Origin of the sequence: Sungkyunkwania multivorans (genome assembly GCF_042675645.1) — a bacterium.
Lineage (GTDB): Bacteria > Bacteroidota > Bacteroidia > Flavobacteriales > Flavobacteriaceae > Sungkyunkwania > Sungkyunkwania multivorans.
Window position 1 is genome coordinate 197718 of sequence record NZ_JBHTJH010000001.1, and the last position, 15402, is coordinate 213119.

At 42.4% G+C, this 15402-nt stretch carries 17 protein-coding genes; all 17 read right to left on the reverse strand.

Going from position 1 to position 15402, the window contains the following annotated elements:
- Positions 1–28: 28 nt before the first annotated feature.
- Positions 29–1315: a citrate synthase gene (locus tag ACFQ1M_RS00915; RefSeq protein ID WP_386402522.1), complete on the reverse strand. Its 1287-nt coding sequence runs from the start codon at positions 1313–1315 to the stop codon at positions 29–31.
- Positions 1316–1527: 212 nt separating this feature from the next.
- Positions 1528–5517 (reverse strand): reprolysin-like metallopeptidase, encoded by a 3990-nt coding sequence (locus ACFQ1M_RS00920; protein ID WP_386402524.1) that lies wholly within the window; start codon positions 5515–5517, stop codon positions 1528–1530.
- A 136-nt stretch (positions 5518–5653) separates the two neighbouring features.
- Positions 5654–6943, reverse strand: a complete 1290-nt coding sequence (gene eno / locus ACFQ1M_RS00925; RefSeq protein WP_386402526.1) for a phosphopyruvate hydratase — start codon at positions 6941–6943, stop codon at positions 5654–5656.
- A gap of 222 nt (positions 6944–7165) precedes the next feature.
- On the reverse strand, positions 7166–8281 hold the full coding sequence (carA, locus tag ACFQ1M_RS00930; protein WP_386402528.1) for a glutamine-hydrolyzing carbamoyl-phosphate synthase small subunit: 1116 nt from the start codon (positions 8279–8281) through the stop codon (positions 7166–7168).
- A gap of 115 nt (positions 8282–8396) precedes the next feature.
- Positions 8397–8912, reverse strand: coding sequence for a 50S ribosomal protein L17 (rplQ, locus tag ACFQ1M_RS00935; RefSeq protein WP_386402530.1), 516 nt, complete (start codon positions 8910–8912; stop codon positions 8397–8399).
- 61 nt (positions 8913–8973) lie between these two features.
- A complete protein-coding gene (locus tag ACFQ1M_RS00940; protein ID WP_386402532.1) occupies positions 8974–9966 on the reverse strand; it encodes a DNA-directed RNA polymerase subunit alpha in 993 nt (330 codons plus the stop codon).
- A 20-nt stretch (positions 9967–9986) separates the two neighbouring features.
- The gene (gene rpsD, locus ACFQ1M_RS00945; protein ID WP_386402534.1) at positions 9987–10592 is read right to left on the reverse strand and encodes a 30S ribosomal protein S4; all 606 of its coding nucleotides are present in this window, start codon (positions 10590–10592) and stop codon (positions 9987–9989) included.
- Positions 10593–10673: 81 nt separating this feature from the next.
- On the reverse strand, positions 10674–11066 hold the full coding sequence (rpsK, locus tag ACFQ1M_RS00950) for a 30S ribosomal protein S11 (protein ID WP_386402536.1): 393 nt from the start codon (positions 11064–11066) through the stop codon (positions 10674–10676).
- 12 nt (positions 11067–11078) lie between these two features.
- Positions 11079–11453 carry a 30S ribosomal protein S13 gene (rpsM, locus tag ACFQ1M_RS00955; RefSeq protein ID WP_386402538.1) on the reverse strand — a complete coding sequence of 125 codons (375 nt, stop codon included), beginning with the start codon at positions 11451–11453 and terminating at the stop codon, positions 11079–11081.
- Positions 11454–11455: 2 nt separating this feature from the next.
- Entirely contained in the window at positions 11456–11572 is a 117-nt protein-coding gene (gene ykgO, locus ACFQ1M_RS00960) for a type B 50S ribosomal protein L36 (RefSeq protein ID WP_074978891.1), read from the reverse strand.
- Between the two features lie 139 nt (positions 11573–11711).
- Positions 11712–11927 carry a translation initiation factor IF-1 gene (gene infA / locus ACFQ1M_RS00965; protein WP_008613577.1) on the reverse strand — a complete coding sequence of 72 codons (216 nt, stop codon included), beginning with the start codon at positions 11925–11927 and terminating at the stop codon, positions 11712–11714.
- A gap of 2 nt (positions 11928–11929) precedes the next feature.
- Positions 11930–13288, reverse strand: a complete 1359-nt coding sequence (gene secY / locus ACFQ1M_RS00970; RefSeq protein ID WP_386402541.1) for a preprotein translocase subunit SecY — start codon at positions 13286–13288, stop codon at positions 11930–11932.
- Positions 13289–13301: 13 nt separating this feature from the next.
- Positions 13302–13754 carry a 50S ribosomal protein L15 gene (gene rplO, locus ACFQ1M_RS00975; protein WP_386402543.1) on the reverse strand — a complete coding sequence of 151 codons (453 nt, stop codon included), beginning with the start codon at positions 13752–13754 and terminating at the stop codon, positions 13302–13304.
- A gap of 13 nt (positions 13755–13767) precedes the next feature.
- Complete coding sequence (gene rpmD / locus ACFQ1M_RS00980) at positions 13768–13947, reverse strand: 50S ribosomal protein L30 (RefSeq protein WP_386402545.1); 180 nt, start codon at positions 13945–13947, stop codon at positions 13768–13770.
- A gap of 13 nt (positions 13948–13960) precedes the next feature.
- The gene (gene rpsE / locus ACFQ1M_RS00985) at positions 13961–14485 is read right to left on the reverse strand and encodes a 30S ribosomal protein S5 (RefSeq protein WP_386402547.1); all 525 of its coding nucleotides are present in this window, start codon (positions 14483–14485) and stop codon (positions 13961–13963) included.
- A gap of 6 nt (positions 14486–14491) precedes the next feature.
- Positions 14492–14845 carry a 50S ribosomal protein L18 gene (gene rplR, locus ACFQ1M_RS00990; protein ID WP_386402549.1) on the reverse strand — a complete coding sequence of 118 codons (354 nt, stop codon included), beginning with the start codon at positions 14843–14845 and terminating at the stop codon, positions 14492–14494.
- A gap of 11 nt (positions 14846–14856) precedes the next feature.
- A complete protein-coding gene (gene rplF, locus ACFQ1M_RS00995) occupies positions 14857–15399 on the reverse strand; it encodes a 50S ribosomal protein L6 (protein ID WP_386402551.1) in 543 nt (180 codons plus the stop codon).
- Positions 15400–15402 lie beyond the last annotated feature (3 nt).

Sequence of the window (15402 nt, forward strand, 5' to 3'; positions counted from 1 at the left end):
CCGACCCCTTATTTAAAAACTCTCGATCTTAGCGATTCGATATTTCCTTGAAAGGTCTATAGTTTTCTCCTATATATACCTGTCGTGGACGACCAATAGGTTCTTTGCGCAAACGCATCTCTCTCCATTGGGCTATCCATCCTGGTAAGCGGCCCAAAGCAAACATCACCGTAAACATTTCTACAGGAATTCCCATCGCCCTATAGATGATTCCAGAGTAGAAATCTACGTTCGGGTAAAGCTTCCGATCCACAAAATATTGATCTTCCAATGCTTCTTTTTCTAGTCCTTTAGCGATATCCAAGATGGGGTCTTCTACACCCAGATCACCTAAGACCTCATCGGCCGCCACTTTGATGATCTTTGCTCTTGGGTCAAAGTTCTTGTATACGCGATGCCCAAAGCCCATAAGTCTAAATGGATCACTTTTGTCTTTTGCTTTCGCCATGTATTTCTTAGTATCTCCACCATCTTCTTTGATCGCTTCCAGCATTTCTAGCACCGCTTGATTGGCACCGCCATGCAATGGTCCCCACAAGGCAGAGATTCCGGCAGATATGGAAGCAAATAGTCCCGCATGTGAGGAACCTACGATACGCACAGTCGAGGTCGAACAGTTTTGCTCGTGATCTGCGTGCAGTATAAGAAGCTTATCAATTGCATTGACAATAATGTTATTCTGTACATATTCTTGGTTCGGTCTCTTAAACATCATTTTCATAATGTTCTCTACATATCCTAAAGAGTCATCACCATAATCCAATGGTAATCCTTTCTTCTTTCTCATTGTCCAAGCTACCAATACCGGAAACTTCCCTAGTATCTTCACTATTGCATTGTACATCGCCTCTTCCGAGTCGACATCCACAGAGCTAGGATTAAAAGAAGTCAATGCACTGGTTAAGGATGACAGTACCCCCATAGGATGTGCTGCCTTGGGAAAACCATCCAAAATTTTCTTTACTTCCTCGTCAACGATCGCTTGCTCCTTAATATCCGCATGGAACTTATCCAATTGTTCTTTATTTGGTAGTTCACCAAATATCAAAAGATATGCGACTTCCAAAAAATCGGCTTTCTCCGCCAATTCTTCAATAGCATAACCACGATATCTCAGGATTCCCTTCTCACCATCCAAAAAAGTAATCCCGCTTTCGCATGAGCCTGTATTCTTATAGCCTGGATCGATAGTAATGACACCTCCAGTAGCGCCTCTCAACGTCTTTATATCAATTGCTTGCTCATTCTCCGTACCTGTTATCACGGGAAATTCATACTTCTTACCATCTATCTCTAAGGTAGCTATTTTGGACATATTATATAATTGTGATTAAAGTTTAAACAAAGTTCCACGAAGTTACAAAAAACAACTCACTTGTATTTTGTTTCTATATCGTTTTCGATGATAATTTATTCTTAAAAAAAAGTGGCGATCCCATGAAAGGATCACCACTTCAGTTTAATTATATCGAATCATATTTGTCTATATCTTCCATCTGAGAATAGACAACTGTCATTTATTATTTACTAATATTGGATTCCATTACCAATATTAGGTCGAAGTCCGAGATTGATATCTGTCAATTGTATTTGCCCATTCATATCGAGGTCTGCATGGTCATAGCCAGATTGTCCTAGCAATGGACGAATGCCAGCCACATCGGTATTCTGTACTTGACCATTCTCATCAAAGTCTCCAACGATGAGCGCAAAGATCCCACTTCCGACCGATTTTACAGCATTGGAAGTCCCTTCGACGGCTGCTGTGCTCGATGAGAGATCGACTACCGTACTTGTTGTGGACATCGAAAAGAAATTCGCAGATTTTATATTCAAGTGGTTGCGATGTCCAATCACCAAGAAATAATCTCCAGGTGGTGTACTCATCGTTATGGCACTCGTACCATCCACATCTACAATATCTCCGTCTCGCTGCACTAGCGCCGACCTTGAAGCCGCAAGGGTGTTTGATGGACTGCTATATAGTTCTAGCCACACCCAATCTACGATGGCATCATTTCCTGTGGCAGCCAATACCGGTGTAGTCGTTGTGATCGCATCCGTATAAGGAGAGGCCAATGGCAATACACCATTAGCTCTTAGAGTATCGGACATCAACGTTCCTGCTTGTCCGATCATCGCTCCTTGCAAATAAGCCTTTGCAGCAACCAAGACCACGGTAGGATTCATTGTAAAGTTAAACGTCTCTCCACCTTTCAAAGCGGTATTGTTTCCTTCGATTGCAAAATCGAAGCTGTCTGCAAGGTTGAGGCTTCCATCATGAGAGTAGTTAAGCAAGTTGTTATTGACATCGTCTTGAGTAAAGGTATCCCCTATTGCCAAAGCGCTTGCGTTTAGAAGTAAATCCCCATGAGCAGGAAGCTCGGTGACGACATACACTATTTGACTAGCGCTAGCCCCGCTTTGTGAAGCAGATAAACGCGTTGCATCGATAAGCGCGGAAGAATTCTGATCTAGTGTCAAACCGAGGTTGGTATCGACAGCGACATCGTTTACAATTTGAAGTTCACCACAGATCGTGACACTAAATTCATTGAACGTACCTGTACCAGAAGAAGAACTTCTGTCGGTGGCCAATAACACCCAAGTACCCTGTGCATTTTCACCTTGAAAACGGGTAAATGCCTGACCCGGTAATATGTTTCCGCTTAGTCTTGGTGTTCCAAAACATGATAATGGGCTACCACTATCTGTGAAGGTACAGTCGAAATTGCTTCCAGAGGAACAGTCTCTGTTGTATATTTCAGAGAATGTAGCCGAAGGTGAGCTAAACTGCATTTTGATCACACCAACGTTGCTGTGTGTAGCTCTCATGTAAAAGCTAACATCGTTGACGATTATATTATCAGCAACATCGACACGAGCACTTACCGCATTATTCGAACCAGACTCCCAGACATTGTCGCCATTCTCAAAATACTCATTATCGTAAGTAATACAAGTGTCATTTGCCGTTTGAAAAACGAATAGCTCAGAGAAATTCCCCGTAATACAAGTATTTCGTGGGCGTACTCGCCAAAAATAGATCTCGCCAGCGATCAGCGAACTAGCACTATAGCTATTATCATTCTGCACTGTCGCACTAACGTCTATGGTGGCGAATTTAGGGTCTCTACTGATCTCCACATCATATTCCGACGCGGAATTCAAGGGTTGCCATGTCAATGTTAGCGTCGTCGACTGGTTACCCGCTCCGTTAGAAGGGGTCAACAGAACAGAATTTTCAATGTTATTATCAAATACATTCAGCGAAACTCCTACAGTTTCTGTGGCACTCGTGGATTGCCCCTGAATATCAAAATCATACTTTCCAACGGTAACAGCTCCAATGTTGCTTACGGTCATCGTTACGGTAGTAGCAGTAGATGCCGAGGCAGGGGAAAAACCTACAGAAGAACCTGAGGGTTCGTTCAGGGCGCTAAAAGTAACTGTTTCTCCAAAGCCAGGTGCCGGTGTGTAATCGAATGTGAACACAGCATCGGTGGGCTGACATGTGGAAACCGTATTTTGTGTTGGCACCATTTCAAAAGTTCCAGCCTTGATCTCAAAATCTTGGTTGGAGATATCAAAAAAGATATTTGATGCTGCCTCAATTTTGATCCTGTTATTCGTTCCTACATTGTTTGGAACGGTGATATTGTGAGAACCATCATTTGTAACGCCCGAAGCAAGGGTGATGGGGTATGTGTATCCACCATCGGTAGAAAGCAGAATATTTACGTTTGGAGATAAAGAATTTGTGCTGTTCACGCTCCAAGTAACTGTTTCAGTAGCCCCGGCATACCAGATCTCCGACCCTGTATTTGGGGCATTTACTACAAACGGTCCGGCAGTTCCAGAAACGGTAATGATCATATCGTCGTGGTCCGTATTTCCTCCATTGATATTATTATCTCGTACCGTGAGTCTAAAATCAATCTGTCTACCCACACTAGGTAACACTTCCCAAGTAGGGGTCTGATTATTGATGATCGCCTCTAAATTTGGAAACGTTCTAGTCGCATCTAATACAGGGAAGTTTGTCCTGAAAATAGGTCCTCCAGCATTGGTAGACAATGGTGGCTGCGTATAGGTACCATCATTATCATACTGTTCCCAGCAATAGGTAAGTGTATCGCCATTGGCATCTGAAGACGCGCCTCCATCCAAAATAAATGGGGTAGATCTTGGAATGGTATAATTGCTACCTGCATTTGCAACTGGTGCTGTATTTCCAGTGACGATCTCCGTTTCACAAGCATCACCTAGGATAGATGGGGACATCTGAGCGATACTTCTAGCATGAAAATAGGCATCACTATTCTCTTGAACATTTGGAACACAGATACCAGCATATCCTAAAATGGTAGAAGCACTTCCAGGCTCATAGTCATTACTTACCTTAGAGCCAAAACAGGCATTATAATAGGTGTGACCAGCTCCGTATTGGTGGCCTATCTCGTGGGAGACATAATCGATATCAAAGGGGTCAAACTCGGGAGTTACAATACCTGTTACACCGCGACCCTTGCTGCTTGTGGCACAAGGACTGGTTCCTGCGATACCGCCACCACCTGTACTAAAGACGTGACCGATATCGTAAGCACCAGAACCGATGATACCAGTGATATTTGAGGTGTTTACACTTAGCATTTGACCTCCATCGTAGTTATCATAAGGTTCTGGGTCACCACCAGGAGCAAATCCGTTGAAATAGATCAGCTCGTTGTTGTTAGCGATGAGTTGGAAGGTAACCCCAAGGTCCCTCTCGTATACAGAGTTCACCCTTGCCACAGTGATCACCATGGCTGCAAGTGCATCTGCTCTTGCATCTCCATTGCCGTTATTTCCATCATCGTGATAGTTGGTGTATTCTGAAGTACAAGAAATAGCAATATCATAGCGTCTCAGCCTTCCATCTTGAATATCTCTTTGCAGTATTCCAGCACCTTCTAGATCAACATCATTCTCTTCTAAAAGGTCATCGGCGTAACAACGCCAGTCATCATCGGCCTGCCTATTGTAGTTCTTTCTGTCATAAACAATGTAATCGACAGTATTTCCCTTTGCATAAGGGTCTATATAAATAGTCTTCTCGCCTGTAATAAGACCTCGGAACCCTAGTTGGGTATCTGTGAAATAGATCTTATTCAAAGGGTTGGCCATACTTTGACCTACGTATGCACGGATTTGAGGAAACTTGGCCTCTAACTCGGGATGCATGACTGTGGCTTTCTGAATTTTGAAGCGCTCTACTCTTCCGTCTTCAAATGGAAAATCCACGAAGGTAGCGGAGTTCTTCCCAGCTTCGGTAAAACGTGCTGGCGCATTCTTAAGCACTGCTCGCAACGAAGTTGCATTCAGACTAAAAACTTTGTATTGGTTAGGGATAATTACACGCTCTTGATTAGCGTTACGTGATAAAGCTTGTGATTCATTTGTAGGCTGCCAAATTCTGGACTGAGCATTGGCCATAGCGATTACAAAGAATAACACGAAGGGTAGTGCTGTTCTCATTACAACATAATTTAGGTTAAAATAAATGGGGTTTATTTGGGTATTCTAAAGCGCTAATATAGTGTTTTGAAGGAAAAAACAAAAAAAGCGGAGCCCTTAATTTGCTCCGCCTCTCGACAAAAGGAATAAAAATCCGTTAACTAACCTTAAAGGCTTTTTCCTTGGGATAATAGGCTACCTCACCTAGTTCTTCCTCGATACGAAGTAGTTGGTTGTACTTTGCCATACGGTCCGAACGTGATGCTGAACCCGTTTTTATCTGTCCTGTATTAAGTGCTACCGCCAAATCGGCGATGGTGTTATCCTCGGTTTCTCCAGAGCGATGTGACATCACTGAAGTATATCCAGCATTTTTTGCCATATTCACGGCTGCTATGGTCTCTGTGAGTGTCCCTATCTGGTTGACCTTGATAAGGATAGAGTTGGCAATGCCGTTATCGATTCCTTTGGAAAGTCTTTCTACATTGGTAACAAAAAGATCGTCGCCTACCAGTTGCACCTTATCTCCTATTTTTTCGGTAAGTGCTTTCCAGCCGTCCCAATCATTTTCGTCCATACCATCTTCGATAGAGATGATGGGATATTTTGATGCGAGATCGGCAAGATATTGCGCCTGCTCCTCAGATGTTCTGACCGCTCCTTTATCGCCTTCAAATTTGGTGTAATCATATTTTCCGTTCACATAGAATTCTGCCGCCGCGCAGTCTAATGCGATCATGACTTCGTCTCCAAACTTATATCCAGCATTTTCAACGGCCTTGGCAATGGTTTCGATGGCATCTTCGGTACCGTCCAGAGTTGGCGCAAAACCACCTTCATCACCGACCGCTGTACTCAAATTACGATCGTGCAGCACTTTTTTAAGGTTGTGGAAGATCTCTGTACCTATTTGCATGGCGTGAGTGAAGCTTTCGGCTTTTACAGGCATCACCATGAATTCTTGAAATGCGATCGGGGCATCTGAATGCGATCCCCCGTTGATGATGTTCATCATAGGTACCGGAAGGGTATTTGCGCTAACGCCTCCTACATATCTATACAATGGCATGTTAAGTTCGTTGGCAGCAGCTTTTGCGACCGCCAAGGACACTCCGAGGATAGCATTTGCTCCCAACTTGGACTTGTTTGGAGTGCCATCTAGATCGATCATCACCTTATCGATGTAGTTTTGCTCAAAGACTGAGATTCCGATCAATTCTTCAGCAATGATAGTATTTACATTCTTTACTGCTTCTGAGACTCCCTTGCCCATGTAGGCCTTTCCTCCATCTCGGAGTTCCACAGCCTCATGCTCTCCGGTGGATGCCCCAGAAGGCACAGCGGCTCTACCTAGCACACCATTTTCGGTGATAACGTCGACTTCCACCGTTGGATTGCCTCTTGAATCTAAAATCTGTCTTGCGTGAATATTGATGATCATACCCATAATTTCTTGCTCCTACACCTTATTCTTAAGGCTTACAGAGACTGTTTTAAGAATTAAACGTTTTTTGTTGTGAGCCTTCAAAAAGAAAGCCCTACGAAGATACAAAACGCCTATTTTTTTAACATTATTTAAAGATGCAATTTTACCGTTGTTAACCTTATCTTAACCACTATAACGTTATCGGTTAATAAAAAAAGCCTTCGATATTCGAAGGCTTCAATCTTATGCGGTAACTTTTGCTTTGGTTATGTTCTCGATGAATTGATCGAAAAGGTATTCGGCATCATGTGGACCAGGACTCGCTTCTGGATGATATTGTACAGAAAAGCAATTCTTATTTTTCATCCTAATACCCGCGACAGTGCCATCATTGAGATGCAGATGAGTGATCTCTATCTCGGGATGTGCCTCTGCCTCTTCCCTGTTAATGGCAAAGCCATGGTTCTGGGATGTGATCTCTCCTTTGCCCGTCAATAGGTTCTTTACCGGATGGTTGATACCTCGGTGACCGTGATGCATCTTATAGGTTGAAATTCCGTTGGCCAAAGCAATCACCTGATGCCCAAGGCATATCCCAAAGAGCGGAAGGTCTCTAGCGATGATCTCCTTAGCCAATTGCTGCGCTTCTTTTAATGGCTGGGGATCACCTGGACCGTTTGAGATAAAATACCCATCGGGATCCCATGCACTTAACTCTTCAAATGTTGCATTATATGGAAATACTTTGATATAGGCTCCCCGCTTCGCCAGATTGCGGAGGATGTTTTTCTTCACCCCTATATCTACCGCTGCTATTTTGATGGTAGCATTTTTATCACCAAAGAAATAAGGCTCTTTGGTTGAAACTTTAGAGGCAAGTTCTAAACCATCCATATTGGGAACTTCAGCCAGTTGCCTCTTTAAACCTTCAATATTATCGACATCTGTAGATATGACGGCATTTTGGGCGCCATTATCTCTGATATAGGCGACCAACGCTCTTGTATCGACATCGGATACGGCAAATAAATTGTTCGCGTCAAAGAAATCCTGTAAAGAACCATCTGCCGCCACTCTCGAATAGTCATAATTAAAGTTTTTACAGATAAGTCCGGCGATTTTGATCGAATCGGACTCAACCTCATCATTGTTGACCCCATAATTTCCGATATGGGCATTGGTGGTTACCATTAACTGACCAAAGTACGAAGGGTCGGTAAAGATCTCTTGGTAACCGGTCATTCCCGTATTGAAACAAATTTCTCCAAATGCAGTGCCATCACCCCCTACTGCCTTTCCGTAAAAGATGGTTCCATCGGCTAGCAGGACCACTGCTTTCTTCTTTGATTGATACTTCATTCTTTTCGTTGTGTTGTTTGTTGTATTCGTTTTATTTTTCAAAAATAGGAAATTCATAAAAAAAGGGATAAACATTACTGCCTATCCCTTTCCTCATATCTATTGAATCCTTCATCTATTCTTCTGAAGTTTCGTTAGTTTCTTTTACTTCTGGAGTTTCTGGGGCGGTTTCTGCGACCGTCTCAGCTGCCTTTTTGCTTCTACCTCTACGTGTAGATTTCTTTTTAACAGGTTTTCCAGCGTTGTAAATTTCGTTGAAATCAACCAGCTCTATCATCGCCATCTCTGCATTATCTCCCAAACGATTACCCAATTTAATGATTCTCGTGTAACCTCCTGGTCGATCGCCTACTTTGTCTGAGACAGTGCTGAACAACTCTTTTACGGCATACTTATTTCTCAAGTAGCTAAAAACGATACGTCTATTGTGAGTAGACTTCTCGGTAGTGGTGTTGTTCTCTGCTTTTGACTTAGTTACCAATGGCTCTACAAATTGCTTTAGCGCTTTTGCCTTAGCAACGGTCGTATTGATACGCTTGTGTTCGATCAACGAGCAAGCCATGTTTGCAAGCATTGCCTTTCTGTGGGCAGTCTTTCTTCCTAAATGATTGAATTTTTTTCCGTGTCTCATGACTTCTTTAATTAACCATCATCTTGCTTCGACTCTCTCTAGAGGAGCAAAATATGATGTGTTAGTCTTTATCTAATTTGTATTTTGACAGATCCATTCCGAAACTTAGGCCTTTAACATTGACAAGTTCTTCGAGCTCCGTCAATGACTTTTTACCAAAGTTTCTAAATTTCATCAGATCGTTCTTATTAAATGACACCAAGTCTCCTAGGGTATCTACTTCTGCGGCTTTCAAGCAATTCAGCGCACGTACTGAAAGGTCCATGTCTATCAACTTGGTCTTCAACAACTGGCGCATATGAAGAGATTCTTCGTCATATGTTTCAGTTTGCGCGATCTCATCGGCCTCTAGGGTGATACGCTCGTCAGAGAATAGCATGAAGTGGTGAATCAAAACTTTCGCCCCTTCGGTCAATGCATCTTTTGGATGAATAGAGCCATCGGTTTGGATTTCGAAAACCAGCTTTTCGTAGTCTGTCTTCTGTTCTACACGAAAGTTTTCGATACTATACTTTACGTTCTTAATAGGCGTGTAGATAGAATCGATCGCAATGGTGCCTAATGGTGCGTTTTGCTTCTTATTCTCTTCTGCTGGAACATATCCGCGGCCTTTTTCAATGGCTATTTCCATGTTGATGCTAACGCTAGGATCCATATTACAGATCACTAGGTCTGGATTCAACACTTGAAAGCCAGAGATAAATTTTTGAAAATCACCAGCGGTAAGCTGTTCTTGACCAGATACAGAGATAGATACCGTTTCGTTATCGATATCCTCGATCTGCCGCTTGAAGCGCACTTGCTTCAAGTTAAGAATGATCTCTGTTACGTCTTCTACTACCCCCGCCATTGTTGAAAATTCGTGCTCTACCTTGTCGATACGTACCGACGTGATAGCGAATCCTTCTAGCGATGATAGCAGTACTCTTCTTAATGCGTTACCAACTGTCAATCCATATCCGGGTTCTAAAGGTCTGAATTCAAACTTACCTTCAAAATCGGTTGAATCGATCATGATAACTTTATCGGGCTTCTGGAAATTGAATAATGCCATAATTAGACTGCGGTCAATTATTATTTAGAATACAATTCTACGATTAGTTGTTCTTTGATGTTTTCTGGAATCTGTAATCTTTCCGGAACGGCAACAAAAGTACCTTGCTTTTGGTCGTTGTTCCATGAGATCCATTCGTAAACGTGGCTTGCATTGGCAAGAGCGTCTTCGATGGCCACTAATGACTTCGACTTTTCTCTAACTCCAACAACGTCTCCTGCCTTTAATTGATAGGACGGGATGTTCACGATTTCTCCATTTACGGTAATGTGTCTGTGCGACACCAATTGGCGTGCACCTCTGCGGCTTGGTGAAACACCCATTCGGTAAACAACATTATCAAGACGAGACTCGCACAACTGCAATAATACCTCACCGGTAACGCCTTTACTACGGTTTGCCTTTTCGAACAAGTTTCTGAATTGACGCTCAAGGATCCCGTAGGTGTACTTTGCCTTTTGCTTTTCCATCAATTGGACAGCGTACTCAGACTTCTTTCCTCTTCGCCTGTTGTTACCATGTTGCCCCGGAGGGTAATTTCTTTTTTCGAAAGACTTGTCATCTCCGAAGATAGCCTCGCCGAACTTACGAGCTATTTTAGTTTTTGGACCGGTATATCTTGCCATTTGAAATTAGTTTAAGAAGGGAACATGAATTAAGGTCTCTTTCCTTCGATGTCCTTGATCCTTCTTTTGATTATATAAAAATTATACTCTTCTTCTTTTTGGAGGACGACATCCATTGTGTGGTAGTGGTGTAACGTCGATGATCTCCGTTACCTCGATACCATTGTTATGCAATGTTCTGATAGCCGACTCACGACCATTACCAGGACCTTTTACATACACTTTCACTTTTCTCAATCCTGCCTCTTGTGCCACTTTTGCCGCATCCTCTGCAGCGGTCTGCGCAGCATATGGTGTGTTCTTCTTTGATCCTCTAAAGCCCATCTTTCCGGCAGAAGACCAAGAGATCACATCTCCTTTTTTATTGGTAAGTGAGACTATGATATTGTTAAAGGAAGCAGTAATGTGTGCTTCACCAACTGACTCTACAACGACCTTGCGTTTCTTAGAAGTTTTTGTGCTAGACTTTGCCATACTACTTACTTATTATTTAGTCGCCTTTTTCTTGTTAGCAACTGTTTTTCTCTTTCCTTTTCTTGTACGAGAGTTGTTCTTGGTACGCTGGCCTCTCAATGGCAGACCAGACCTGTGGCGGATACCTCTATAACAACCGATGTCCATTAAACGTTTAATGTTCAATTGCACCTCCGAGCGAAGCTCTCCCTCAATCTTGAACTGTCCAACAGCCTCACGGATATTTCCGATCTCTTCGTCCGTCCAATCTGACACCTTTGTATCTTCACTTACCTTAGCAGCAGCCAAAATCTCTTTAGCTCTACTCTTGCCTATACCAAAGATATAGGTTAACGCGATTACACCCCTTTTTTGTTTAGGAATATCAACACCTGCGATTCTTGCCATAATTATCCTTGTCTTTGTTTAAATCTAGGATTCTTTTTGTTAATTACATATAATCTGCCTTTTCGACGTACAATTTTGCACTCCGGGCTTCTTTTTTTAAGTGATGCTCTTACTTTCATCAGTAATGTTTATAATATTTCTACTTAAAAATCTTTTCTACAATGCAGTGATTCTGAACTATCACCAAATTAAATGCGTACCGATTTCGGTGTGCAAAAGTACACAAAAAAACGTTACACCAAGCACTTACTTCAACTTTTAGTATCTGTAAGTAATTCTAGCTTTTGTCAGGTCGTAAGGGCTCATCTCCAATTTCACCTTATCACCAGGTAACAATTTGATATAGTGCATGCGCATTTTACCTGAGATGTGGGCGGTTACCACGTGACCATTCTCCAATTCTACACGAAACATTGCATTGGACAATGCCTCAATGATGCTTCCGTCTTGTTCTATTGCTGGTTGTTTAGCCATCCTTATGCTACTACTTTACGATTTTTACCAGTTTTCATCAATCCATCATAATGTCTATTCAACAAATATGAATTTACTTGCTGCATCGTATCGATCGCCACACCCACCATGATCAACAGGGAGGTTCCTCCATAGAACAATGCCCAACCTTGTTGCATTCCTAATATCTTAACGATGATCGCTGGGAACACTGCCAACAATGCCAAGAACAATGATCCTGGAAATGTGATCTGGGACATGATCTTATCGAGGTAATCTGATGTCTCTTTCCCTGGACGAATCCCAGGAATGAAACCACCACTACGTTTTAGATCGTCCGCCATTTTGTTCGTAGGAACAGTTATCGCGGTGTAAAAGAACGTAAAGATGATGATCAGCAGTCCAAATAATATATTGTATTCTAGACCGAATGGATTTTCAAACTTCAACAACCATTGTCCAACAGCGGTGTCTTTGATGAAGCCCACGCCTTTACCAAGATATGCTGGTGCAAACATGATCGCTTGAGCAAAGATGATCGGCATTACCCCAGAAGCATTTAGCTTTAGTGGAATATATTGCCTTGCACTCCGCTCGTAGCCACCGGTCGTTGTTCTTCTAGCATATTGCACTGGTATTTGACGAACTGCCATGACCAACAAAACACTCGCTAGAATCACCAGGAACCAGATAACCAGTTCTACCAGAATGAGCATCACATCACCAGTACCTTCACCAGTGGTTCTCGATAGCACTTCTTGCACAAAGTTCTGTGGAAGCGTTGCGATGATACCCACCATGATCAGCAACGAGATACCATTTCCGATACCTCTATCGGTGATCTTCTCACCAAGCCACATAGCGAAGATCGTACCTGTGACCAAAATGATCACCGATGGTACGATGAAGCCTAAACTTTGACCACTTCCATCGATAAATGCCTGTGCAGGGATATTAAAGACAGAAGAGAGGCTATATAGATAGGCCGGTGCTTGAACAACACAGATACCTATGGTTAACCAACGTGTGATTTGAGTTATTTTCTTTCTACCACTTTCTCCCTCTTTTTGCAACTTCTGTAAGTAAGGGATAGCAATTCCCATCAATTGGACCACAATAGATGCTGAGATATAGGGCATGATCCCCAATGCAAATACGGAGGCATTTGCAAACGCTCCGCCTGTAAATGCGTTAAGAATCCCTAGAAGCCCGTTCCCTTGTGCTCTACTGGTTAATTCTGCCAGTTGTGTGGAGTCGATTCCTGGGAGTACCACTTGGGCTCCAAAGCGATATACCAACAAGAATCCCAGGGTTACCAGGATTCTGTTACGTAATTCTTCGATCTTCCAAATATTGCTAAGTGTTTCGAAAAATTTCTTCATTTGAAATAATGAGTTATAAAGTTACTGCTTCTCCACCAGCTGCCTCTATCGCTGCTTTTGCAGTTGCAGTAAATTTATGTACAGTTACATTTAATTTTGACTTGAGCTCTCCTCTACCTAATATTTTCACCATATCGTTTTTGCTCACCACACCTGCAGCAACCAAATTTTCAACAGTAACTGTATCGGTGATCTTTCCGTCATCTACCAATTGCTGAAGCCTGTCTAGATTAACACCCGCATATTCTTTGCGATTGATGTTGGTGAATCCGAACTTAGGCACACGTCTTTGAAGTGGCATTTGTCCACCTTCAAAACCAATCTTCTTCGAATAACCAGAACGAGATTTTGCTCCTTTGTGACCACGTGTTGCTGTGCCCCCTTTTCCAGAACCTTGTCCTCTACCTATTCTTTTCTTGTCTTGGTGCGTTGAGCCTTCAGCTGGTCTTAAGTTACTTAGATCCATTTTACTTTATTGTTTAAGCTTCTTCTACAGAAACTAAGTGTTGAACTTTCTTTACCATACCAAGGATAGTTGGTGAAGCATCGTGCTCTACCGTATGTCCTATCTTACGTAAGCCAAGTGCATCTAAAGTGCGCTTTTGGTCCAATGGACGCTTGATCTTACTTTTTACTTGTGTTACTTTGATCTTTGCCATCGTTATCCTTGATTTATCCTTTAAAAACTTTTTCTAAGGAGATTCCTCTCTGACGAGCAATAGTTCTAGGGTCTCTCAATTGCAACAAGGCGTCAAAAGTTGCCTTTACCACATTGTGAGGGTTTGAAGAACCTTGAGATTTTGAAAGTACATCGTGTACTCCAACAGCCTCCAATACCGCACGTACGGCTCCACCAGCAATCACCCCTGTACCATGCGACGCAGGCTGGATATAAACTCTAGCGCCACCATATTTTCCTTTTTGCTCGTGTGGTAACGTACCTTTATAGATAGGAATGCGCACTAAATTCTTCTTTGCATCTTCTACCGCCTTAGAGATCGCCTCAGAAACTTCTTTTGATTTTCCAAGACCATGACCTACAACGCCATTCTCGTCTCCAACAACAACGATCGCAGAGAAACCGAATGCTCTACCTCCTTTGGTTACTTTTGTTACTCTTTGAACGCCAACCAATCGATCTTTTAATTCAAGACCGCTAGGTTTTACTAATTCTGCATTTTTGTATTTCTGATACATGATTTCTTAGAATTTTAGTCCTGCTTCTCTAGCACTTTCCGCTAATGATTTTACTCTTCCGTGATACAGATATCCACCTCTATCGAAAGAGATAGTATCGATTCCAGCCTTTAAAGCCTTCTCTGCAATTGCCTTACCTACGGCAGCAGCAATTTCGGATTTGGTGCCTTTAGCAGCAATATCTTTGTCTCTAGAAGAAGCTGCAGCGATGGTCACACCAGCTACATCATCTACCAATTGAGCATATATCTCCTTATTACTTCTAAATACAGATAATCTAGGTCTTTGCGCGGTACCAGAAACCACTTTTCTGATGCGGTTTCTAATCCTTTGTCTTCTCTCAGTCTTTGATAATGCCATAATGCTATATATTAAGCTGATTTACCTGCTTTTCTTCTAATTTGCTCTCCAACAAACTTGATTCCTTTTCCTTTGTAAGGTTCTGGCTTACGGAAACTACGGATCTTAGCAGCAACTTGGCCTACCAATTGCTTGTCATGAGAAGTTAACTTAACGAGTGGGTTTTTCCCTTTCTCTGATACAGTCTCTATTTTTACCTCTGGGGCTATATCCATAACGATGTTATGTGAAAACCCAAGAGCTAGGTCTAGTTTCTGACCTTGGTTGCTGGCTCTGTACCCAACTCCAACCAATTCCAATTCTTTAGTAAACCCTTTGGAAACACCTTCGACCATATTGTTGATCAACGATCTGTAAAGACCATGCTTTGCGCGGTGGTCCTTATTTTCTGAAGAACGCTCTAAAACCAATTGTCCTTCTTCTTGTTTGATCTCGATGTCCTTTATTTCTTGAGACAGCTCTCCTAGCTTCCCCTTTACGGTAACTACGCCATCTTTGATGTCTACTGTAACTCCGTCAGGAATCACGATCGGACTTTTACCTATTCTTGACATTTC

Excerpts from the sequence above, each read along its gene's own strand:
- rplR (WP_386402549.1), bottom strand. The coding sequence starts at position 14,845 with ATGGCATTATCAAAGACTGAGAGAAGACAAAGGATTAGAAACCGCATC.
- secY (WP_386402541.1), bottom strand. The coding sequence starts at position 13,288 with ATGAAGAAATTTTTCGAAACACTTAGCAATATTTGGAAGATCGAAGAA.
- rplF (WP_386402551.1), bottom strand. The coding sequence starts at position 15,399 with ATGTCAAGAATAGGTAAAAGTCCGATCGTGATTCCTGACGGAGTTACA.
- carA (WP_386402528.1), bottom strand. The coding sequence starts at position 8,281 with ATGAAGTATCAATCAAAGAAGAAAGCAGTGGTCCTGCTAGCCGATGGA.
- rpmD (WP_386402545.1), bottom strand. The coding sequence starts at position 13,947 with ATGGCAAAGATCAAAGTAACACAAGTAAAAAGTAAGATCAAGCGTCCA.
- ACFQ1M_RS00920 (WP_386402524.1), bottom strand. The coding sequence starts at position 5,517 with ATGAGAACAGCACTACCCTTCGTGTTATTCTTTGTAATCGCTATGGCC.
- eno (WP_386402526.1), bottom strand. The coding sequence starts at position 6,943 with ATGGGTATGATCATCAATATTCACGCAAGACAGATTTTAGATTCAAGA.
- rplQ (WP_386402530.1), bottom strand. The coding sequence starts at position 8,912 with ATGAGACACGGAAAAAAATTCAATCATTTAGGAAGAAAGACTGCCCAC.
- infA (WP_008613577.1), bottom strand. The coding sequence starts at position 11,927 with ATGGCTAAACAACCAGCAATAGAACAAGACGGAAGCATCATTGAGGCA.
- rpsK (WP_386402536.1), bottom strand. The coding sequence starts at position 11,066 with ATGGCAAAGTCTAGCACAAAAACTTCTAAGAAACGCAAGGTCGTTGTA.
- rplO (WP_386402543.1), bottom strand. The coding sequence starts at position 13,754 with ATGGATCTAAGTAACTTAAGACCAGCTGAAGGCTCAACGCACCAAGAC.
- ykgO (WP_074978891.1), bottom strand. The coding sequence starts at position 11,572 with ATGAAAGTAAGAGCATCACTTAAAAAAAGAAGCCCGGAGTGCAAAATT.
- ACFQ1M_RS00940 (WP_386402532.1), bottom strand. The coding sequence starts at position 9,966 with ATGGCATTATTCAATTTCCAGAAGCCCGATAAAGTTATCATGATCGAT.
- rpsM (WP_386402538.1), bottom strand. The coding sequence starts at position 11,453 with ATGGCAAGAATCGCAGGTGTTGATATTCCTAAACAAAAAAGGGGTGTA.
- rpsE (WP_386402547.1), bottom strand. The coding sequence starts at position 14,485 with ATGTATCAGAAATACAAAAATGCAGAATTAGTAAAACCTAGCGGTCTT.
- rpsD (WP_386402534.1), bottom strand. The coding sequence starts at position 10,592 with ATGGCAAGATATACCGGTCCAAAAACTAAAATAGCTCGTAAGTTCGGC.
- ACFQ1M_RS00915 (WP_386402522.1), bottom strand. The coding sequence starts at position 1,315 with ATGTCCAAAATAGCTACCTTAGAGATAGATGGTAAGAAGTATGAATTT.